22 protein-coding genes are annotated in these 19,281 nt (G+C 45.9%); 2 read left to right on the top strand and 20 right to left on the bottom strand.

The annotated features are described in order from the left end of the window. Window positions 1-14 precede the first annotated feature (14 nt). From Q9R36_RS06555 to Q9R36_RS06525, 7 genes are all read right to left on the bottom strand, one after another. Window positions 15-728 (bottom strand): hypothetical protein, encoded by a 714-nt coding sequence (locus Q9R36_RS06555; RefSeq protein WP_094767146.1) that lies wholly within the window; start codon window positions 726-728, stop codon window positions 15-17. A 30-nt stretch (window positions 729-758) separates the two neighbouring features. Further along, window positions 759-962: a DUF2768 domain-containing protein gene (locus Q9R36_RS06550; RefSeq protein WP_009794837.1), complete on the bottom strand. Its 204-nt coding sequence runs from the start codon at window positions 960-962 to the stop codon at window positions 759-761. A gap of 304 nt (window positions 963-1,266) precedes the next feature. Next, on the bottom strand, window positions 1,267-2,319 hold the full coding sequence (locus tag Q9R36_RS06545) for an NAD(P)H-dependent glycerol-3-phosphate dehydrogenase (protein WP_094767145.1): 1,053 nt from the start codon (window positions 2,317-2,319) through the stop codon (window positions 1,267-1,269). Window positions 2,320-2,334: 15 nt separating this feature from the next. After that, window positions 2,335-3,645 carry a ribosome biogenesis GTPase Der gene (gene der / locus Q9R36_RS06540; RefSeq protein ID WP_009794834.1) on the bottom strand — a complete coding sequence of 437 codons (1,311 nt, stop codon included), beginning with the start codon at window positions 3,643-3,645 and terminating at the stop codon, window positions 2,335-2,337. A 189-nt stretch (window positions 3,646-3,834) separates the two neighbouring features. Continuing rightward, window positions 3,835-4,020: a capping complex subunit for YIEGIA gene (locus Q9R36_RS06535; protein WP_009794832.1), complete on the bottom strand. Its 186-nt coding sequence runs from the start codon at window positions 4,018-4,020 to the stop codon at window positions 3,835-3,837. After that, complete coding sequence (locus Q9R36_RS06530) at window positions 4,010-4,900, bottom strand: YIEGIA family protein (protein ID WP_009794831.1); 891 nt, start codon at window positions 4,898-4,900, stop codon at window positions 4,010-4,012. The genes Q9R36_RS06535 and Q9R36_RS06530 overlap by 11 nt, the downstream gene beginning before the upstream one ends. Beyond that, window positions 4,897-5,505 carry a YphA family membrane protein gene (locus Q9R36_RS06525; RefSeq protein WP_311224680.1) on the bottom strand — a complete coding sequence of 203 codons (609 nt, stop codon included), beginning with the start codon at window positions 5,503-5,505 and terminating at the stop codon, window positions 4,897-4,899. Before Q9R36_RS06525 ends, Q9R36_RS06530 begins: the two co-directional genes overlap by 4 nt. 106 nt (window positions 5,506-5,611) lie before the next feature. Between Q9R36_RS06525 and Q9R36_RS06520 the strand changes: the two genes are divergently transcribed. Then, window positions 5,612-5,755, top strand: coding sequence for a YpzI family protein (locus Q9R36_RS06520; RefSeq protein ID WP_009794829.1), 144 nt, complete (start codon window positions 5,612-5,614; stop codon window positions 5,753-5,755). A gap of 616 nt (window positions 5,756-6,371) precedes the next feature. On the opposite strand, the gene Q9R36_RS06515 is transcribed toward Q9R36_RS06520, so the two are convergent. The 10 genes from Q9R36_RS06515 to prsW all read right to left on the bottom strand — a co-directional run bounded on the left by Q9R36_RS06515 (window position 6,372) and on the right by prsW (window position 14,683). Continuing rightward, window positions 6,372-6,551, bottom strand: a complete 180-nt coding sequence (locus Q9R36_RS06515) for a hypothetical protein (protein WP_311224679.1) — start codon at window positions 6,549-6,551, stop codon at window positions 6,372-6,374. Window positions 6,552-6,648: 97 nt separating this feature from the next. Then, a complete protein-coding gene (gene fni, locus Q9R36_RS06510) occupies window positions 6,649-7,704 on the bottom strand; it encodes a type 2 isopentenyl-diphosphate Delta-isomerase (protein ID WP_311224678.1) in 1,056 nt (351 codons plus the stop codon). A 12-nt stretch (window positions 7,705-7,716) separates the two neighbouring features. Beyond that, window positions 7,717-8,874, bottom strand: coding sequence for a 30S ribosomal protein S1 (gene rpsA, locus Q9R36_RS06505; RefSeq protein ID WP_170939398.1), 1,158 nt, complete (start codon window positions 8,872-8,874; stop codon window positions 7,717-7,719). A 161-nt stretch (window positions 8,875-9,035) separates the two neighbouring features. After that, window positions 9,036-9,617: a lysophospholipid acyltransferase family protein gene (locus Q9R36_RS06500; protein WP_009794826.1), complete on the bottom strand. Its 582-nt coding sequence runs from the start codon at window positions 9,615-9,617 to the stop codon at window positions 9,036-9,038. Further along, entirely contained in the window at window positions 9,614-10,294 is a 681-nt protein-coding gene (cmk, locus tag Q9R36_RS06495) for a (d)CMP kinase (protein ID WP_009794825.1), read from the bottom strand. Before cmk ends, Q9R36_RS06500 begins: the two co-directional genes overlap by 4 nt. Before the next feature lie 152 nt (window positions 10,295-10,446). Continuing rightward, complete coding sequence (locus Q9R36_RS06490) at window positions 10,447-10,626, bottom strand: YpfB family protein (RefSeq protein ID WP_311224677.1); 180 nt, start codon at window positions 10,624-10,626, stop codon at window positions 10,447-10,449. Window positions 10,627-10,688: 62 nt separating this feature from the next. After that, on the bottom strand, window positions 10,689-11,348 hold the full coding sequence (locus Q9R36_RS06485) for a flagellar brake protein (RefSeq protein WP_009794823.1): 660 nt from the start codon (window positions 11,346-11,348) through the stop codon (window positions 10,689-10,691). A 183-nt stretch (window positions 11,349-11,531) separates the two neighbouring features. After that, a complete protein-coding gene (ypeB, locus tag Q9R36_RS06480; protein WP_009794822.1) occupies window positions 11,532-12,881 on the bottom strand; it encodes a germination protein YpeB in 1,350 nt (449 codons plus the stop codon). 14 nt (window positions 12,882-12,895) lie between these two features. After that, window positions 12,896-13,753 (bottom strand): spore cortex-lytic enzyme, encoded by an 858-nt coding sequence (gene sleB / locus Q9R36_RS06475; RefSeq protein WP_311224676.1) that lies wholly within the window; start codon window positions 13,751-13,753, stop codon window positions 12,896-12,898. Window positions 13,754-13,993: 240 nt separating this feature from the next. Beyond that, window positions 13,994-14,683 carry a glutamic-type intramembrane protease PrsW gene (gene prsW / locus Q9R36_RS06470; protein ID WP_022544141.1) on the bottom strand — a complete coding sequence of 230 codons (690 nt, stop codon included), beginning with the start codon at window positions 14,681-14,683 and terminating at the stop codon, window positions 13,994-13,996. A gap of 171 nt (window positions 14,684-14,854) precedes the next feature. Here prsW and Q9R36_RS06465 point away from each other — a divergent pair, with 171 nt between their 5' ends. Next, the gene (locus tag Q9R36_RS06465) at window positions 14,855-15,832 is read left to right on the top strand and encodes an asparaginase (RefSeq protein ID WP_035403076.1); all 978 of its coding nucleotides are present in this window, start codon (window positions 14,855-14,857) and stop codon (window positions 15,830-15,832) included. Between the two features lie 36 nt (window positions 15,833-15,868). Here Q9R36_RS06465 and Q9R36_RS06460 read toward each other — a convergent pair whose 3' ends face one another. The 3 genes from Q9R36_RS06460 to Q9R36_RS06450 form a co-directional block, all read right to left on the bottom strand. Further along, window positions 15,869-16,840 carry a YpdA family putative bacillithiol disulfide reductase gene (locus Q9R36_RS06460; RefSeq protein WP_311224675.1) on the bottom strand — a complete coding sequence of 324 codons (972 nt, stop codon included), beginning with the start codon at window positions 16,838-16,840 and terminating at the stop codon, window positions 15,869-15,871. Between the two features lie 151 nt (window positions 16,841-16,991). Further along, the gene (locus tag Q9R36_RS06455; protein WP_009794817.1) at window positions 16,992-18,269 is read right to left on the bottom strand and encodes a Glu/Leu/Phe/Val family dehydrogenase; all 1,278 of its coding nucleotides are present in this window, start codon (window positions 18,267-18,269) and stop codon (window positions 16,992-16,994) included. A gap of 369 nt (window positions 18,270-18,638) precedes the next feature. Further along, window positions 18,639-19,226: a genetic competence negative regulator gene (locus Q9R36_RS06450; protein WP_022544143.1), complete on the bottom strand. Its 588-nt coding sequence runs from the start codon at window positions 19,224-19,226 to the stop codon at window positions 18,639-18,641. Between the last annotated feature and the right edge of the window lie 55 nt (window positions 19,227-19,281).

Raw genomic sequence — 19,281 nt, 5'->3', positions numbered from 1 at the left:
AAGAAGGGTTATGACTATTTCGCCAAAAAGATTGGTTCTCCTTTGGCATTGATTGTATAAGGAAGCGAATAGGCAGGGACAAAGAGGGAATCTTTCCCAAGGAGCGAGCGTATATCATCGCCTTCCTTATATCCATGCTCTTTGTTATTTTCCACCGCCTCATAGAGATCCGGCAGATAGTCTACGTAAACGTCTCCATTTCCTGAGACAACAAAGTGGAGATCGCGGCTGGTGTACGGACTCACTGCCAGCGGTTCCTCTTTAAAGCCAAGGGCTGCATAATCGAGTGTATAGACATTATCGGCGATTTTCTCTTTATATGGCGGATATCCCTGCAGCTTGATGCGTACTTTGATATCCCTGATCGCCTCAGCCATCCTGAGGTCGAAGAGCTTGACTTTTGGATCTTCTTCCGCATCCATGATTACGTACTGGAAGATGCCTCCGGATTCAAAGCTGTTCCCTGGCGGCTCGGCCATATATTTTGGCGAGATTTTCTTGAAATCTATCGGATATTTCTGGTAAATAGGTGTATCTTCCTCCCTCGTCTTTATAGGAAGGATGCCTCCATTGTCTTCCTGAAACTGATCAACAGCACTCTGGACAGAATTGACCTGATCCTGATATGGTGTCTGATTCTGCGAAAGCTTGTCCTCCGGATACATGCATCCGGCAAGCAGAAAGGATAAAACCGCTGTCATTGACAGCATGGCTAGCTTCTTTTTCATAGATTCCAATCCTTCAGGTTTTTAAATTTGTTATTCATTGGTAGGTCCGCTCAAAACGACAAACAGAATGATTAACCCGGAAACAATCATTAACAGATACGCAACAAGGGCAGATATGAATTTAAGCGGTTTATTGTTTAATTTATACCGGCTCAGATAAATCATTAATATTGATATGAACATGAACCCCATTGAAGCTAAAGATACCCACATCTTCATTAAAGCAGGCGACATTGTCTCACTCCCTTTTCCGAAATGTATTATATCATACAGGCTGAAAATGAATCAAAAGCATTTCGCTTAAAATGCTGGCGCCAGCATGGATATTTCGATGTACTTTCACAAAAAAAGAGCCAAAGCAAAGATGGGGCAATCTCTGCTTTGGCCTTATGCGACTAAATAACCCATGCACCCTGTTCATATCACCAGTTTGCTTCGTTGCATTGTATGCAGGAAGTTCCTTTCCCGCATCCTCGAATGCCTAAATTTTGATGCTCAGGCTAAAATAAATATCTTCTCTTGCAGCAAAACATATCATTCACTTGTCAATCCTGTCTTCAAGTACATTTGCAAGGTCTTCCATTTCATGCGTTTTCCCTCTTGCCATCAGCTTGTCGACAGATTCCTTCGGGTCGGCTCCATTAAACAGCACTTCATACAGCGCTTCAGTAATAGGCATTTTCACATTGTATTTTTCAGCGAGCTGGTATGCAGCTTTCGTGGTTCTGACGCCTTCAACAACCATTCCCATATTATCCAGGACTTCCTGCAGGCTATGACCTTTCCCAAGAAGGTTTCCTGCCCTCCAGTTGCGGGAGTGGACGCTCGTACAAGTGACGATCAGATCGCCGATTCCGGTTAATCCCGAGAAAGTCAGCGGACTTGCACCCATTTTGGTGCCAAGCCTGGCAATCTCGGCTAGCCCCCTTGTGATAAGGGCCGCTTTGGCATTATCTCCATAGCCGAGGCCATCGGTGATCCCTGCCGCCAAGGCTATGATATTCTTCAGCGCTCCGCCGATTTCCACGCCAATGATATCAGGATTTGTGTATACCCTGAAGTTATGGTTTATAAAAAGATCCTGTACATGCTCTGCCGCCTCAATGTTCTTTGAGGAAACAGTGACTGTTGTCGGATGGCGGAGGCTCACTTCCTCTGCATGGCTTGGACCGGAAAGGACCACAACGCTCCCGAGGGCTTCACTTGTGAATTCTTCCTCGATCATTTCTGATATCCTCAGCAATGTATCCGGTTCGATCCCTTTGCTGACATGTACGATAGTTAGAGGCACACGCTGAAATTCATTAATCTTACCGGCAACTTCCCTGATGGCTTTTGTCGGCACCGCCAAAATCAGCGTATCAACACCATCAAGGGCTTCTTCCAGTGAGCTGAAGCCTTGAATGCCTGAAGGCAATTTGATATCAGGCAAATATTTTTGATTGGTGTGCTGTTCATTGATTTCCTTGATCTGTACAGGGTTATGCCCCCAGAGCCTGACCTGGCGGCCATTGTCAGCCAGCACCATGGCGAGTGCCGTGCCCCAGCTGCCTGCACCGGCAACGGTTATCTTGCTCGATTGATCCAGCATACAATCACACCCTTTTTATTTTCTTTCCCGTGCAAATATCTTAATTGGAGTACCTTCAAATCCAAAAGCATCTCTTATGCGGTTTTCAAGGAAACGCTCATAGGAGAAATGCATAAGTTCAGGATCATTGACGAATACCACAAAGACAGGCGGCTTGACAGCCACTTGAGTCGTATAGTAGATCCGCAGGCGCTTTCCTTTATCGGTAGGTGTTGGATTCATCGCCACCGCATCCATGACAACATCATTCAGGACACTCGTTTCCACACGCATGCTATGGTTCTCGCTTGCCTGGTTGATCTGCGGAATCAATGTATGGATCCGCTTCTTTGTTAAGGCAGACAAGAAGACGATCGGCGCATAGTCAAGGAATTGGAAATGCTCCCTGATATTTGTTTCAAACGCCTTCATCGTTTTTTCATCCTTCTCGACAGCATCCCATTTATTGACGACAATCACGACAGCCCGGCCGGCTTCATGCGCATAGCCCGCAATCTTTTTATCCTGCTCCAGGATGCCTTCATCAGCATCGATGACAACAAGGACGACATCTGAGCGCTCAATGGCTCTTAATGCTCTCAGGACGCTGTATTTTTCAGTGCTTTCGTACACTTTGCCTTTTTTACGCATTCCGGCTGTATCAATGATCACATACTGATCCCCATTGTATGTAAGCAGCGAATCGACAGCATCACGTGTCGTGCCGGCAATATTGGAAACAATGACCCTTTCTTCCCCCAGAATCGCATTGACAAGGGAAGATTTCCCGACATTAGGGCGCCCAATCAGGGAGAACTTGATGACATCATCGCCATAGTCCTTGTCCTTTGTATCAGGAAAATGCTTTGCAGCTTCATCAAGCAGGTCTCCAAGCCCCAGCCCATGGGAACCCGAGATCGGGATTGGCTCACCAAATCCAAGGGCATAGAAATCATAGATCTGGTCGCGCATATCAGGGTTGTCAATTTTATTGACCCCAAGCACGACAGGTTTCTTTGATTTATACAGTATTTTAGCGACTGCTTCGTCAGCTGATGTAACGCCTTCCCGTCCATTAGTCAAGAACAGGATCACATCAGCTTCTTCGATGGCGATTTCAGCCTGCTGCCTGATCTGCTCAAGGAAAGGCTCGTCTCCTATATCAATCCCGCCGGTATCGATAATATTGAAATCAAGATTCAGCCATTCAGCTGAACTGTAGATTCTATCTCTGGTCACACCAGGTATGTCTTCGACAATGGAGATCCTTTCTCCTACTATTCTGTTGAAAATCGTGGATTTTCCGACGTTTGGACGTCCTACAATGGCGATAACCGGTTTAGCCATGAACATCACCCTTTCACTTTTATATACTTTAAACACTGCTCGAAAGAGTCAAATGAATTGCTTTCAACATCATCCTGATTTTCAGGATGGCCCGTGTATAAAATAAACCCTTCCTGTTTGCAGAAGGGCCTAACCTAATCATTTTATCAAAGAGGCAGTTTCCCCGCAACGAAAACATTGGAAGAACCATCAATGCTTGACAATTACATACATTTCATCTGTCAGAGCGTGGGCAATTCCGTCTAAAATGGCTTCAAGGTTGGCAGCCACATGCTCCATCTCTTTTTTGTCGTCACAATGAAATACAGCTGCCCCTGAAGGTGCCTTCTTTGGGTTCGTCGTAATCACTGCCAAAATAAATTTCTCAATGACCATTTCCGCTCTTCCTTTCCCGTTCAGACGGCATCCTTATGGCATTTTCAAGCGTCGGCACACTGCCGATCACTTTAATGGCCCTTTCAATGTCCTTCTCCTGGGGCAGAAGAAAAACCCCGACTCTTCCATCATCCAAATCCCGCTTGGCGAGAGGGACCAGCGCAGGTGTCCCGGAATCCCTGTAAACCCCCATCGCGATCGAGACATCGTGGAGGATCGCCTGCCTTTGGCCAAGATTGGCGATGGTTGAACGCGCGTCAAAGGATTTCGGCTTTAAAATGAATCCCATTCCATATCTCAGCACTTCCTCCTGCCTTGCAGGCAGCCCGATATTCATGATATAAATATTGTCTACATAAAGGCCAGCCCCATCAAAGCGCGGTTCCATATATTCAATTTCCACAATATCCCTGAGCTTTCCGCCTGCCATGAGCTTCTTTGATATCAGCACAGACAGTATGGCCGCTATGATGCCGACCCAGATGTTAATCACAATATAACAAAGGGTGCTGATCAAGGAAGTGAATATCACAAGATAATTCCGGCTTTCAAAAGCAACGGCAATTCCCTCAATATAGGTTTTGCCCCTGGATACCAATTCATAGGAATCCAGTTCTGCCAATGTATTTCTTTCCATGTTCCTGACCTCCCGGAACTGGCTTGCCGCAAGAGTCAAAAAAGTCACCGCTGTAAAATCCTGTTCCAGAATAGAAGGGACAGCAACCGTCCCGAGAGCCGCAGCAATGAACCCAAGGGCAAGGTGTATGATTTTACCATGCAGATATGTCGGGTACTGCCGGTAATCCGTCCGCAGCATGTACATCCTTGTGGCCGTTCCAATAATCAGGCCAAAAACAATCGGGTATGTATAATCACTCATAATATCTTTTGTTTCTCCTTTTCCAGATTGGCTGCCTGCCGCTCTAAATATGCTGCGAGTTTGACAAATCCGTCCCACAGAAGCAATGCACATGATGATATAGCTGCCATATCAAGAAAAGAAAAAGACCAGGCCTCATAGGCCAGGGACAATTTCTCCAGTACCATTGAAAAGAGGAAATCCCCCTGAATGGCACCTGTCAGCATGGCTGCAATTCTTTTCCTGCAGTCGGTAAAAAGTACGGCAGACATAGCAAACATGATGGCTGCCAGCATCCATTCTTTTTTGAAAACCACCCAAACAGGATCAAAAAGAGCAAAAAGCTGAAAACTTGTATACGCAAGCATGATCATAAAAACAGAAACAAAAAAATAAATTGCTTTAAGCCTTGTTATGCGGGCAGCCTCGGCATAGCAGCAAATCAAAATGAAAGCTCCTGCTGCTGAAATATGGAGACTGCCCAAGGAAATTGTATAAGGCGAAACAATAATGGCAATCAAAAGGCAAGCCGACAAAGCCATCCTTCCGTTCTGCTGTCTTTTCATAAAAAATGCCGCTGCAATCCAGCAGCACCAGGCGCCCATATAAAAGAAAAAGCCTTCCACACTACCACCACCTATCATTTCCATTATGGGTAATAGTTATGTACTTTAATCTTTATTACATAAACTTTTGTCCTTGTTTCATCTTAAATAGCAGGGGGTGTTAATCATGGGAAAAGACAGACAGGAGAAAAAATTAAAAGCAGGCGGAAGAGTCGAATCTGACCGCGACCAGGCCCTTCACTATCCAGGGGCGACCAAGCTTCAAAGCCCGGAAGAAGCCAGGGGCATGAATGACTCTAAGTATAGCTAGAAAAGCGGAGGGCGCTTGCTCAGCCCCGACAAGCATAAGACGCTCCTGGATAAAAAGCGTTCTTTGCCTTTAATCCAGGAGTGGCTTATGACTCGAGCACCTAGGAGCCGGAGCTGGACAAATAGAAGAGCGGTGGCGACTGTTCTATCGCCGAGCGCAGGCTAAGGGCGCCACGTCCTGTGGCAACGCCTGCATGACCTGCATCCTGTGGGCCTCAAGCACAAGACGCTCCTGGATAAAAGGCGCTCTTTGCCATTAATTCAGGAGTGTCTTTTGACAAGAGGGGCTGGGCTTTGGAGCTGGACAATAGAAAAGCGGAGGGCGCCTTGCTCAGACCCGACAAGCATAAGACGCACCAGAATAAAAGGCGTTCTTTGCCTTTAATTCTTGGGTGGCTTATGACTCGAGGGGCTAGCTCCTGGAGATGGACAACAGAAAAGCGGAGCGACTGTTCCAACGAGGAACGCAGGCTAAGGGTGCCGCGTTCTGTGACAGCTTCTTAAAAGGGCCTTTGTCCTCTACAATCTAGGGAATTTAATAGATCACTCTTTTATGGCTGGAACCATTATTTTCGCTTCTATCAGAATAGTGGTCCCAGCTTTGTTGGCTGGAACCACTATTCTTTCTTTTTTGCCACAATAGTGGTTTTAGCTTCGGTGGCTGGAACCACTATTTTTTCTTTTTGCCACAATAGTGGTCCCAGCTTCGGTGGCTGGAACCAGTATTCTTTCTTTTTTGCCACAATAGTGGTCCCAGCTTCGGTGGCTGGAACCACTATTCTTTCTTTTTGCCACAATAGTGGTCCTAGCTCCGCTCTTCCACAAAAGTAGTCCTCTACGGTTATCCTATGAGCAATACAAAAAAACTCCCGCTAATTAAGCAGGAGCCAATTCCTATATATTCCTCTGACTAAAAACCTTTGTGTTTATCCCCCGTTCAGACAGCCAATGATGGGTTTTGCCTGATATGATGAATGGGGCTCTTTGGAGGTCCTTTATTGTTTCAGCCCCGAGCGCAGCCATAATAAAAGAGAGCTCCTCATGGAGGGTATGTATTTCCTTTATAAGCTGTACATGACCTTCGCTCATAAGAATCTTCAGGAGGTATCCGGCCATTGCAGCAGCATCTGCGCCGCAGGCAATGGTTTTCGCTGCATCGAAAGCTGTCTGGATGCCGCCGGAACCGATGATACTGACTCCCGTTTCTTCTGCTTTTACCTCAAGGATTGAGGTGGCAGTAGGTATCCCCCAGCCATTGAAAAACGAAAGGAGCCGTTCTCTTCTTTCATTCTCAATCCTGGCAAAGTTAGTGCCGCCAAATCCCCCGACATCGATCGCTGAAACACCGGCAGCTGCAAGCTTTGCAGCACTTTCTCTGCTGGTCCCAAATCCAACCTCTTTTACAATCACAGGCACATGGACGTTTTTACAAATAGACTCGATCCTTCTCAAGGCATCCCTGAAGTCCCGGTCTCCTTCTGGCATCGTCAGTTCCTGGACCACATTCAGATGTATCTGCAAGGCATTTGCTTCAATCATCTCGATTGCCCTCTTAGCCTGTTCGGCATCTGCTTCACTTCCCAGGTTGCCGATCACAATCCCTTTCGGATTTTCCTGCCGCACAATTTTGTATGACTCCCGTTCGGCAGGATCCTTCAAAGCTGCCATTTGCGAGCCCACTGCCATGGCGAGGCCTGTTTCGGCCGCAGCCATGGCCAGCTCCTGATTAATTTTAAGCGTTTTTTCACCGCCGCCGCCTGTCATCGCGTTTATTAAAATTGGCGAACTTAGAGTAAGTCCGCCAATTTCAGTTTCTATTTTTACTTGATCCACAGCAGAATCAGGCAAGCTTTGATGAATAAAATCAATATCGTCAAATCCGGCAATGCGCTTTTGACCTGTTGAAAGGGCAAATTCTATATGATCCCATTTCCGTTTAGATCTTGACAAATTATATCACCATTATTTTTTCAGATTCTTTAACTGATCACCGATCATTTCACCAAGCTGGAAGCCTTTTGTTTCTTCAGGCATCTCATAACTTGTATCATACTCAGCTTCTTTTTCTTCAAGATCCTTGATGCTTAGAGACAGACGCTGATCGTTTTCATTTACATCCAGTACCTTTACTTGTACCTGCTGGCCTTCTTCAAGCACCTCATGCGGCGTACCAATATGCTTGTGGGAAATCTGGGAGATGTGAACAAGACCCTCTACTCCCGGGAATACCTCAACAAACGCTCCATAAGATACAAGGCGTCTCACAACTCCGTCAAGAGTGCTTCCTTTCGGGGCCTTTTCTGCGATATCAGACCATGGCCCAGGCAATGTTTCCTTGATGGATAGGGAAATGCGCTCATTATCCCTGTCTACGCTCAGCACTTTTACCTGTACCTTCTGGCCTTCTTCCACTACATCGGAAGGCTTTTCAACATGCTCGTATGAAAGCTGGGAAATATGGACAAGTCCGTCAATTCCGCCGATATCGACAAATGCGCCGAAGTCAGTGATGCGCTGGACAGTACCATCCAGAACCTGGTCTGCCTGGAGGTTAGCAAGGATATCCTGCTTCTGCCTGCCCTTTTCTTCCTCCACAACAGCTCTGTGTGAAAGGATCAGGCGGTTTTTCTCCTTATCCAGCTCCACGATTTTGAAAGAAAGGGTCCTGCCTTTGTAATCTGAGAAGTCTTCCACAAAATGTGCTTCAACAAGCGAAGCCGGTACAAAGCCGCGGACGCCAAGGTCCACTACCAGGCCGCCTTTGACCACATCTTTAATTTCAGCGTCAAAAACTTCGCCGCTGTTGAATTTCTCTTCAAGTGTGTCCCATGCCTTTACTGCATCCACTTTGCGCTTTGAAAGGATAAGTGCCTCTTCCTCCACTTTGAGTACTTCCAGGTCAAGCTCATCACCTTCAGCCACAGCATCTTCCGCTTTTTCAATGTGAAGGCTTGAGAGCTCGCTGATGGGGATGATCCCGTCAAGCTTGCTGTCCTGGATATCCACAACAACCTGCTTTTCTTCCACTTTGGTGACTTTCGCAGTTACGCGGTCGCCCACCTCAAAGTTTTTTACTTCAATTGAATTCATTTCTTCTGATTGATTCATCTCTTCTGACATATGTAATCCTCCTTAATCCAATGACTGCTTGCAATCTTTTATAGTAGATGTGATATTTTCACAGCGGAAAACAAGGTCCTAAATTAAAGACATAGAATATTCTAAAAAGATGCCTTTCCTCTAACTTCTTACAAATAGCTTTATTTGTCAAGCAAGAAGACTTATCTGTGCTGCTCAATAAGCTGGCGGATTTCCTGCATGATCATCTCCGTCACTTCGTCAGCGGACGCTCTGTTTTTCCGTGCTTCTTCCATATCCAGAGGCTTCCCGTACACTACCTTCAATCTTTTAAACGGCTTGTATGGGCCAATGATTGCACAGGGTACTACATGGGCCGGTGCCCTCAAGGCAAAGAAGCCTGCCCCTGCAAGGCCTTTTCCCAACTCCCCTGTTTTACTTCTTGTACCCTCAGGAAAGAGCCCTAAAACATTTCCTTCCTTCAAAAGGCCAATCCCTTTCCTTAGAGCTTCCCTGTCGCTCATGCCCCTCTTAACCGGAAAGGCGTTCAAATTCCTGACTATTGTCCCTAGTACCGGCAGGTTAAAAAGTTCTTCCTTGGCCATGAAGTGAACCGGCCTCGGAGCAGTAATCCCTACAACGGGCGGATCCAGATTGTCGATATGGTTGCTGCACAGCAGCACGCCACCCTCAGCCGGAAAGTTCTCCTTCCCGATCACCTCAAAACGGTATATCGGTTTCAGCGCCCCGTAAACGGCTGATCTTACAAAAGAATAGAATGTCAAGTCAATCCGATCCTTTCTTCAGCAAGCAGCATGATCTTCTCTACAACTTCCGGAATAGCAAGCGAGGTAGTGTCAATTACCACTGCATCATCAGCTTTTTTAAGCGGCGCTACTTCCCTTTCAGAATCCAGCTTGTCCCGGTATGCAATATCGGTTTTCAGCTGTTCAAGATCTGACGGGTAGCCTTTCTTTATATTCTCCTGATGTCTCCGCATGGCCCTCTCATCAACTGATGCAAGCAGGAATACTTTTACCTCTGCATGGGGAAGGACATGGGTACCGATATCACGGCCGTCCATAACTACCCCGCCGCCGATCGAGAATGCTTTTTGCCTTCTGACCATCTCTTCCCGGACCTTGCGGTGCTTCGCAGCAATCGATACAGAGTTGGTAACAGCGGCTGTTCTTATCACTTCAGTAACATTTTCACCGTCCACAAGGATAATTTGCCCCTGTTCACCTGGAAGCAAGTCAATCTGGATGCCTGTGAGAATATCCATCAGCTTATCTTCATTTTCCAGGTCAGCGCCTGCCTCAATGGCTTTATATGTGAGCGCCCTGTACATGGCCCCTGTGTCTATATAAATATATGATAGCTTTTCAGCTGCAATTTTTGCCACAGTGCTTTTTCCTGCTGCTGCAGGGCCATCGATGGCAATTGAGATTTTTTTGATCATATTTCCTCCTGTTACGCTTCCAGTTGGGTTTCTCTAAAACTTACAAGAACCATTTTAACATATTATCCGCTGGTTTTTTATCAATATTTTGTCCTTTGACCTGCCTCTGAAGGGGTTTAAGCATACAAAAAAAGCAGGCCGCTTATGCCCGCTCATTTTCCGCCGAAAGTCTCCAGCAGCTCCTCAAAGCTATTCTTTGCCACACCTTCGTACTGGGCAAGCTGCTTCAGCTCAGGCATGACATCATATTTATGGAGCAGTACCTGGGCTGCGAACAAAAAGAGCAGCTGGATAATGACTGCTTTCACAATCAGCCGTTCGAGCATCTTCATTTCCATCCCCGCCTGTTGACAATCTTATTATCATTATTGGCATCCAGGCAGGCAATTATTCGTTAAGCTTCCAGGCCTTTTTTCTTAAGGGCAAGCTGCCTGTCAAAACAGAAGCGGAGAAGAAGCTGCCTGCCGGATGGGCCCAGATCTGCAAATTCAATCGATGCCTTATTTTTCAGTTCATTATGCTCTATGATTCTCACAATTTTTGCATCTGCTTTCAGATAATGATAGTCCCCATTCTGAAGGGCCAGCACCAGCAGTACTTTTATAAATATGCCTGCATCGAGCGGGCTGTCTTTATCCACAAGCAGACTTGCCCCGCCGGCACTGATGTCTTCCGTTACAGCCTTAAACGGGGAAAATTCGCGGCCAATCGGCTGTACAGCAGCATCGATGGCTGCTTCGATCCTCACGTACTGCCGCCTCTGGATTTTGATAAGCTGCTTCGGGCCCGGATAGGATAAGACCATTAACGGGATATTCTGCTTAACCCTTCCTTTTACTTCTGTAGTAAATAAGAAAACGGATCCGTCATCTGAGACGAATGTAGCTTTAAGCTGTGTACCGTCAAGCAGGAAGGCTGTTTTTCCTGATTTTACATTGACCGGGTAATCAATGAAAAGGGCATTGTCATTCTTTTCGGCCAGCTTGCATCTATATATTTCTTCTTTATGTCCATTCACTGTTTCAAGTGTTATTGAATCTCCAATTTTTATCATGCTGACCCACTCTCTCTTGCTCTCTCTTAAATACACGCTTTTCAATCAGACAAAAGGATAATCCTGTCATTTAATTATGACACGGGACCCATGGGTGAATCAAGAGCTTATATGGTTCCAAAGACCTGTTTTTGTGATATTAAAAAGCCCGGGAATATCCCCGGGCCCTGCAGTACATTCCTTTTAAACCACATCTTCGTAAATGGGCTCTGCATTCTGCAGCTTATCCACTTTTTCTTCAATGCCTGAATCAGCATTGATATAAATCCGATATGTGTCATCGCCCATTGTCCCCAGGAATTCATGGCATAATACTTCCTGGTTAAGGTCATTAATGATTACCGCAAGTCTTGTTTCCTGTATCTTCAGATTAGGATTGATCTTGTCCCTTGCCTCTTCCTGGCTTAAGCCCGCTTCAGGCAGTTCCCTTATGTGGTGTGACTTAAGATAATCCTCTGCTGAAAAGCCAATCATTTGCCCGTTATCAAGGGCCACCTTTACTTTTATCGAATCAGGATAGACTCTGATATCATCTTGTTTGGATACGAAAGTAAATACTCCGACATTATCGTATTGTGTACTTTCAAACAGGTCCAAATCCTTAAATCCATTGTCACTGAGGAATTTAATGGCTTTATTCCCGGCTTCATTCAAACTGACAGCCTGGTCGTTTACATCTCTGCTTAGGATAAACCAGATCGGATATCCGCCTTTTTTTGTTATATCCATATTGGCTTCCCTGCCGGTTTTCGGATCCTGGACAGAGACACTGTAGAAGCCGAAGTCAGAGCCTTTTCCGTTTTCCGTTACTTTTACAGCCGCCTTTTTCCCCATTCCTGCATATTTCTCAGCAATGGAGCGGGCTTTATTTTTTGAAATGGCCTCTCCCTCTAAATATTTATAATTTGAATCATCTTTCTGCATATTGACCATGGCGGGGCCAAAATCGGTCTCCCCATAACTCTCAACCGTCTTTTCCACGGTTTTGAACCCGTCGATGATTGTATTGTCCATGGGCTGTTTATTGGAGGCAAGCGCCATTTCAACGTCCATCCATCTGAGATTATTCTTCAGGACCATATGCTGGACTTTGCGGAGCTCCTGCTGGATATCGGCTGATTCTTTATAAAGCCCCTGAAGCGCCTTATACTCTTTATCTGACAAAGGTTCTTTGTCCAGATCCCTGACTGCTGTGCGGTAGCTGAAATCCCCGATCTTCGCAAGAAAATCCTCTGTCTTATTGAATGGCATAAGTGTAAGCGGCAGCTGGCCAACATCACTATGGGCCGTGGATGTTATTTTCCAGACATCAGCAAGCGCCGGTGAAAGGGATTCCCTGGAATTCATGGCTAATGTAGTCCCAATTTTGTCATGAAGCAGGTCGGTCTGGTATGTCAGGTCATGAAAGGCCCTTTGATAGCTGTTTTCTGCATTAATAAGAATCGCATTCTTTTCCCTGTGCTCCTGGTATCCCCAAAAGCCGGCACCAGCTGCTCCAAGGGCGAGTACGGCAATAAGTATCCCTCTAATCACTGTAAACCACCTCTCTATTCACAGAAAATATGTTTTCCGATCTTTTTGATTTGCGGCCGCGTCCAAATCCATCCGCTGGTCGCCGTATCAGGATTGAAATAATAGAGCGCATCGCCGGTTGGATCCCAGCCGTTCATAGCGTCCATCACTGCTTCTTTGGCAGTTTCATTCGGTGTCAGCCATATCTGGCCGTCTGCCACAGCCGTAAAAGCGCGCGGCTCAAAAATCACGCCTGAAACTGTGTTGGGGAAGGTAGCGCTTTGCACCCGGTTCAAGATGACAGCTGCCACAGCCACCTGGCCTGTATAAGGCTCTCCCCTTGCTTCTCCATAAACTGCGTTTGCCATCAGCTGTATGTCATTCTGCGAAAATCCTGATGGGATATTGGCAGCAGAAGGCTGTTTGGCTTCAGGTTTTGCCGGGGCGCTCTGGCCACCGCCTCCGCCTCCGCCCTGTCCAGCACCGCCTGAAGGCTTTTTCTGCTTGTCCAGGTCAACACCGCCATAATGGGTGAATTTATTGCCTTTGTTGACTTGTTCTTTTACAAACTGTTCGTTGTACTTGGAAGCTTTTGCAAGCTTGGCCTTTGTTTCCTGGCCTGCCAGCCCATCAATCGGCAGACCGAATTCGTATTGGAAATTACGCAGCGCCCAATAAGTTCCCCATCCAAATACCCCGTCGATTTTACCGTTATAAAACCCGAGGTACTGAAGCCTTGACTGAAGTTCAATAACATCATCGCCCACAGCACCATGCTGGATGACCTGAGCTGAAAAAGCATCTGCTTTTTCAGATGGCCCCAGCAGCGGGAGTGCGGCTGCAAAAAGCGGAATGAGCAGAGCCAGCTTAATCAGCAATAATTTGTTTTTCATGGATAGCAACCCCCAGATGATAATCTAATTAACATTAACCCTATTTTTTTCAGAGGCTGGGTTTTTATGCAAATGAGAGTAATTTGACGGTAGTAAATATATGGAAGGCAATACTTATGCCCCCGGAACAAAAGCGCAAGCGCCTTGATCATCCCCCGACAGGCATAAGACGAACTTCCCGGAAAGGCGTTCTTTGCCTTTTAGAGAGGTTTGGCTTCCTTAACTAAAAAAACCCTTCACCTAGGGGTAAAGGGTTTTCTGATAATCAAAGCTCTCCTCGATCTGTTTCATGCTCATTGCCCTGGCCATCTTGACCTTTCTGAGGCCATACCACCAGAGGAAAATCATGAAGGGAACCATGATAAACTTCCAATGTTCCTGGGATACGAGAATAAAGTCATAGGTTCCATGGAGGATAAAAGGCAAAAAGAGTGAGAGGCTGATCCATTTCTTCCTTGATTCAGCCGTAAACTTGCCTTTTCCGATATAGTAGCCCATTATGACACCGAATAATGCATGGCTAGAAACCGGCAGCAGGGCACGGCCAATCGCATATTCCAGCCCATTGGCAATAAGATACAGGATATTTTCCGCAGTGGCAAAGCCAAGGGATACGCTTGCACCATAAACAATGCCATCATACGGTTCATCAAAGCTTATATGCTGATAAACGGTATAGAATAAAATAAACCATTTGAAAAATTCTTCGAGCATACTTGCGGAAAAGAATGCACTGACAATATCAGATTGGACAATCTGCTCGGTCTCAAGGACATACTGGATGAACATGATCGGGAACACCAGCAGGGCACCAAAAAGAAAAGTCCTGAACACCATTGAAACTGGCTCGGAATCGTATTCGTCCTTTAAATAAAAGTAGCTAAGCAAAGCCAGACCAGGAGCTATTCCGGCAGATAATATTCCCAGCATGAGCTGTCCTCTTTTCAATCTGTTTTCTTAATCGTATCATGATATTATGATAATGAAAATGGATTAATCATAGATCAAGCTTATTTTATGGGGAAAAGGCAGCGGTACAGGATTCCCATGAATTCCTCCCTTCCGCAGCATTTTCTGCAAATCATCCTGGAGGCTATAGAAATGACAAAGAAAAAAATACTCATCATCCATACAGGCGGCACGATTTCAATGAGTGAAGATGCTTCAACCGGTGCCGTCGTACCTACAGAAAAGAATCCTATGACAGATAAAACGAATGAGCTGTTTGAACTGGCCGATATCATAGTAGAAGAGCCTTTTCATCTGCCTTCACCGCATATTACACCAGTAGAAATGCTTGTACTAAGGGATTTAATAGACAAGCACTACCAGACTGGGAAAATAGACGGAGCAGTCATCACCCATGGAACGGATACACTCGAGGAGACAGCTTATTTTCTTGATCTTACCCTCCAGGCGCCAATCCCTGTGATTGTTACCGGTGCCATGCGGTCAAGCAATGAAATAGGATCGGACGGCCTGTATAATCTGATAGCCTCACTGAGGGTGGCTGTAAGCAGCGAGGCTATGAATAAAGGGGTACTGGTTGTTCTGAATGATGAGATCCACACAGCGGAGAATTGCACTAAAACCCATACCAGCAATGTCTCAACTTTCCAAAGTCCCCAATATGGACCGATCGGGATTGTCACTAAGAGGGGGGTGCTCTTTCACCACTCGCCACTCACCAAAGAAAGCTACCAGATATCCGATGTTTCCAAAAAGGTCGTGCTCGTAAAAGCGCATGCCGGAATGGATTCCTCATTGCTGATGGCAATTAAAGACCTGCAGATGGATGGCGTGGTCATTGAAGCGCTTGGACAGGGCAATCTTCCGCCTGCAGCAGCTGTTGGGGTTCAAAGCCTGATAGAAGCCAATATACCCGTTGTCCTTGTGTCCAGATGCTTCAATGGGATTGCCCAGGATGTATATGGCTATGAGGGCGGCGGCAAGCAGCTGAAAGAGCTTGGAGTCATTTTTTCAAACGGCCTGAACGGTCAGAAAGCACGCCTGAAACTGCTGATCGCGCTGACCCTCACTGATGAAATGGAGCATATTGAAAGGCTTTTCCAAGTATAATGAAAAGGGGCACCGGTTGCGGTGCCCCTTTCATATTCAGCTGTCCGATTCACGCTTCTTTATAGCTTCCGCAATGATCCCGCCATGGAAGCGGCCATTTTCAATGAATATTTCATTTGCATTATTGCCCGCTGCAATCACGCCCGCTATAAAGATTCCTTCAATATTTGTTTCCATCGTTTCTTCACTGTAATGCGGCCGTCCTGATGCGGGGTCAATGACAATCCCCATCTTTTTAAGGAAGGTGTGATCAGGATGGTAGCCTGTCATAGCAAAAACAAAATCATTTTTTACCGCTTCCTGCCTGCCCTCTTTTTCATAAATGACTTGGGTCTCGGTGATTGCTCTCACTTCTGCATCAAATTCCATTTTCACTTGGCCTGACCGTGCAAGTGATTCAAATTCCGGCAAAATCCACGGTTTGATGCTTTGGGAGTATTGGCTTCCCCTGTACAAAACGGTTACTCTCGCACCCGCTTTGTTAAGCTCGATGGCTGCATCCACACTTGAGTTCTTTCCGCCAATCACCACTACATCTTTATTGAAATAAGGGTGGGCTTCCTTGAAATAGTGAAAAACCTTGGGAAGGTCTTCCCCTGGTATATCAAGATAATTCGGGTTGTCATAATAGCCTGTCGCAATAATTACATACGGAGCAGTATATTGTCCTTTATCCGTCTGGACGACAAAGCCTTCCTGGTCCTTCGTGACTCCAAGGACCTTTTCATACGCACGGATATTAAGCTGCTTCCTCTTTGCCACTTCCCTGTAGTACACAAGGGCCTGGTTCCTCTGCGGCTTATAATTTTCTGTAACAAAAGCCACCCCTCCGATTTCAAGTTTTTCAGCCGTACTGAAAAAAGTCTGATGGGTCGGATAATGATAGATGGCATTGACAATGTTTCCTTTTTCAATCACAAGGGGTTCCTTTCCCAATTCCTTTAACGCAATGGCTGCTGCAAGTCCGCAGGGGCCTCCTCCTATAATAATCGCATCTTCCGATTTCATATGTCAGCGCTCCTTACTTAAGCATTCTCTTTTTTTCCCCGTCTGACAGGCAGGGACTCCTTTATATTTATCCTTCACATTGGAAAAAAAAATCTCCCATCAATTTATGATAGGAGATTTTATTGAAACATTCAATGATATGAGCTTCTTCTTACACCCAGCCGCGGAATCTGGAGGCTTCAGCTGTTTTGCGGACGCCAACCATATATGCAGCAAGCCTCATGTCCACTCTTCTTGTCTGTGCCGTATCGTAAATATTATTGAATGATTTGCACATGATCTTCTCAAGTTTTTCTTCCACTTCTTCTTCAGACCAGTAATAGCCCTGGTTATTCTGAACCCATTCAAAGTAAGATACGGTCACTCCCCCTGCAGAGGCCAGAACATCCGGCACGAGCAGGATGCCCCTTTCTGTCAGTATCTGGGTTGCTTCGAGGGTAGTAGGCCCGTTAGCAGCCTCGACTACGATGCTTGCCCTGATATTATGGGCATTTTCTTCGGTAATTTGATTTTCGATGGCAGCAGGAACAAGGATATCGCAATCCAGTTCCAATAGCTCTTTGTTGGTAATTGTATTATTGAAAAGCTTGGTTACCGTCCCAAAACTGTCACGGCGGTCAAGCAGATAGTCAATGTCAAGCCCCTCGGGATCATGCAGGCCGCCGTAGGCATCAGATATGCCCACAACCTTCGCACCGGCATCATGCATGAATTTGGAAAGAAAGCTTCCGGCATTTCCGAAGCCCTGTACAACGACGCGCGCTCCCTGCAGGTTGATGCCTTTCTTCCTGGCAGCTTCCCTGATGCAGATGGTGACGCCTTTCGCAGTTGCTGATTCCCTTCCATGAGAGCCCCCTAGTACAAGCGGTTTTCCTGTAATAAAGCCAGGAGAGTTAAATTCATCTATTCTGCTGTATTCGTCCATCATCCAAGCCATGATTTGAGAGTTGGTAAATACATCTGGAGCCGGAATATCTTTGGTAGGACCCACAATCTGGCTTATTGCACGGACATAGCCTCGGCTGAGCCTTTCCAGCTCACGGAAGGACATATCTCTGGGATCACATACAATCCCGCCTTTTCCGCCGCCATAAGGCAAATCGACGATGCCGCACTTAAGACTCATCCAAATGGAAAGGGCTTTCACCTCTTTTTCCGTTACTCCCGGATGGAAGCGGATGCCGCCCTTAGTCGGCCCAACAGCATCATTATGCTGTGCCCGGTAGCCAGTAAAGACTTTAACAGACCCATCATCCATTCTGACAGGTATTTTAACTGTCATCATGCGGATCGGCTCTTTCAGCAGTTCATATACCTCTTCAGGATATCCAAGCTTTTCGAGAGCCTTATGAATAACAGTTTGAGTTGACTTTAAAACGTCATGTTTGTCTTCTTTATTTGTGTTTCCAGTACCGTTCTCGGCTACCATTTGTAAACCTCCTAAAAAAATCACTTTGCATTTTGTCCGTATTCATGACATAGTATACACCTTTGTTTGATTTATGCAAGAAGAAAAATGCACTTTTCGGCATTTTTTGATTACTTGTTGAAAACGCTGTCAACGCTGATATAATGGGAATTTTCAGTTATTTCAACATTAACACTTTTCCCTTATTCGCGTAAAAAAAACGCCATATTTACGATATCTGAAAAATGGGCTCAAAGCTATAGCAAAAAAGTTTATGGACGCACAAAAAGACAGGCTGTCATCATAAAATCCCAACCTGTCTTCTTCTATTGTATTCTCCCGGGAAAATGGTTCCATTCAAACAAAGAGCATCTTCCAGCCTTTGTATTCTCAGAAATAGCGGCTCAGAGTTTCAATTGCGCTGTCCGCAATGACTTCCTTGCCATACTCCAGAAGCCTCCAGCGGGTGATAAGGGATGTGCTTCCATATTCAGCAAGCATACTGGCGAGCTTTTCAGCATCTTCTGCCAGGATATCATCGAACAATAAGTAATAGCGACCCTCCATATGATAGAGATTTCCGCCACTCAATCCCATACCGGCCAGCCTTGTGGAAAGCTGGATGACATCCTCCACATCATTAAAAACAAAAAGGAGATCTTCGTTGTCATCAATTACAACCTGCATGTCAATAAAGCCTTCAGAAAGAAGAAAGTCTTCTTCTTCTTCATCCTCCTGCTCCTGCATGGTCACAATCATTACCATGCCCTGGGCCTGCATGGAGAATATCTCCACCGCGACAGAACCCTGAATGTCTACACCAAATTCATCACTGGCTTCTTCGAGCATCTCATGAAAAAGCTGATGCCATTTAAGGGAGTCCTTCCAAATATCTTCCTTTGTCAGGCCCCGTTCTGTTAAGTCATCTAAAGTCAGGAAAATCTTGATTTTATTGTAGTTTAACCTTTCCAAGCGCATGACAATGCCCCCTGCCGTGACCAACTCTTAGTTTAGTGTATGAAGGTTATAAAAG

It is taken from the genome of Bacillus sp. AG4(2022), assembly GCF_031844465.1.
GTDB classification, from domain to species: Bacteria; Bacillota; Bacilli; order Bacillales; family Cytobacillaceae; genus Bacillus_AB; species Bacillus_AB infantis.
The sequence above is the reverse complement of the archived record's forward strand: the minus strand, read 5'-3'. Positions and strand labels throughout refer to the sequence as shown.

Excerpts from the sequence above, each read along its gene's own strand:
- Q9R36_RS06530 (WP_009794831.1), bottom strand. The coding sequence starts at position 4,900 with ATGAGTGATTATACATACCCGATTGTTTTTGGCCTGATTATTGGAACG.
- Q9R36_RS06545 (WP_094767145.1), bottom strand. The coding sequence starts at position 2,319 with ATGCTGGATCAATCGAGCAAGATAACCGTTGCCGGTGCAGGCAGCTGG.
- Q9R36_RS06490 (WP_311224677.1), bottom strand. The coding sequence starts at position 10,626 with ATGAAGATGCTCGAACGGCTGATTGTGAAAGCAGTCATTATCCAGCTG.
- Q9R36_RS06520 (WP_009794829.1), top strand. The coding sequence starts at position 5,612 with ATGGGAAAAGACAGACAGGAGAAAAAATTAAAAGCAGGCGGAAGAGTC.
- cmk (WP_009794825.1), bottom strand. The coding sequence starts at position 10,294 with ATGATCAAAAAAATCTCAATTGCCATCGATGGCCCTGCAGCAGCAGGA.
- Q9R36_RS06460 (WP_311224675.1), bottom strand. The coding sequence starts at position 16,840 with ATGAAATCGGAAGATGCGATTATTATAGGAGGAGGCCCCTGCGGACTT.
- Q9R36_RS06450 (WP_022544143.1), bottom strand. The coding sequence starts at position 19,226 with ATGCGCTTGGAAAGGTTAAACTACAATAAAATCAAGATTTTCCTGACT.
- sleB (WP_311224676.1), bottom strand. The coding sequence starts at position 13,753 with ATGAAAAACAAATTATTGCTGATTAAGCTGGCTCTGCTCATTCCGCTT.
- Q9R36_RS06485 (WP_009794823.1), bottom strand. The coding sequence starts at position 11,348 with ATGATAAAAATTGGAGATTCAATAACACTTGAAACAGTGAATGGACAT.
- Q9R36_RS06465 (WP_035403076.1), top strand. The coding sequence starts at position 14,855 with ATGACAAAGAAAAAAATACTCATCATCCATACAGGCGGCACGATTTCA.
- Q9R36_RS06455 (WP_009794817.1), bottom strand. The coding sequence starts at position 18,269 with ATGGTAGCCGAGAACGGTACTGGAAACACAAATAAAGAAGACAAACAT.
- prsW (WP_022544141.1), bottom strand. The coding sequence starts at position 14,683 with ATGCTGGGAATATTATCTGCCGGAATAGCTCCTGGTCTGGCTTTGCTT.
- rpsA (WP_170939398.1), bottom strand. The coding sequence starts at position 8,874 with ATGTCAGAAGAGATGAATCAATCAGAAGAAATGAATTCAATTGAAGTA.
- der (WP_009794834.1), bottom strand. The coding sequence starts at position 3,645 with ATGGCTAAACCGGTTATCGCCATTGTAGGACGTCCAAACGTCGGAAAA.
- Q9R36_RS06535 (WP_009794832.1), bottom strand. The coding sequence starts at position 4,020 with ATGGTCATTGAGAAATTTATTTTGGCAGTGATTACGACGAACCCAAAG.
- Q9R36_RS06550 (WP_009794837.1), bottom strand. The coding sequence starts at position 962 with ATGTCGCCTGCTTTAATGAAGATGTGGGTATCTTTAGCTTCAATGGGG.
- Q9R36_RS06555 (WP_094767146.1), bottom strand. The coding sequence starts at position 728 with ATGAAAAAGAAGCTAGCCATGCTGTCAATGACAGCGGTTTTATCCTTT.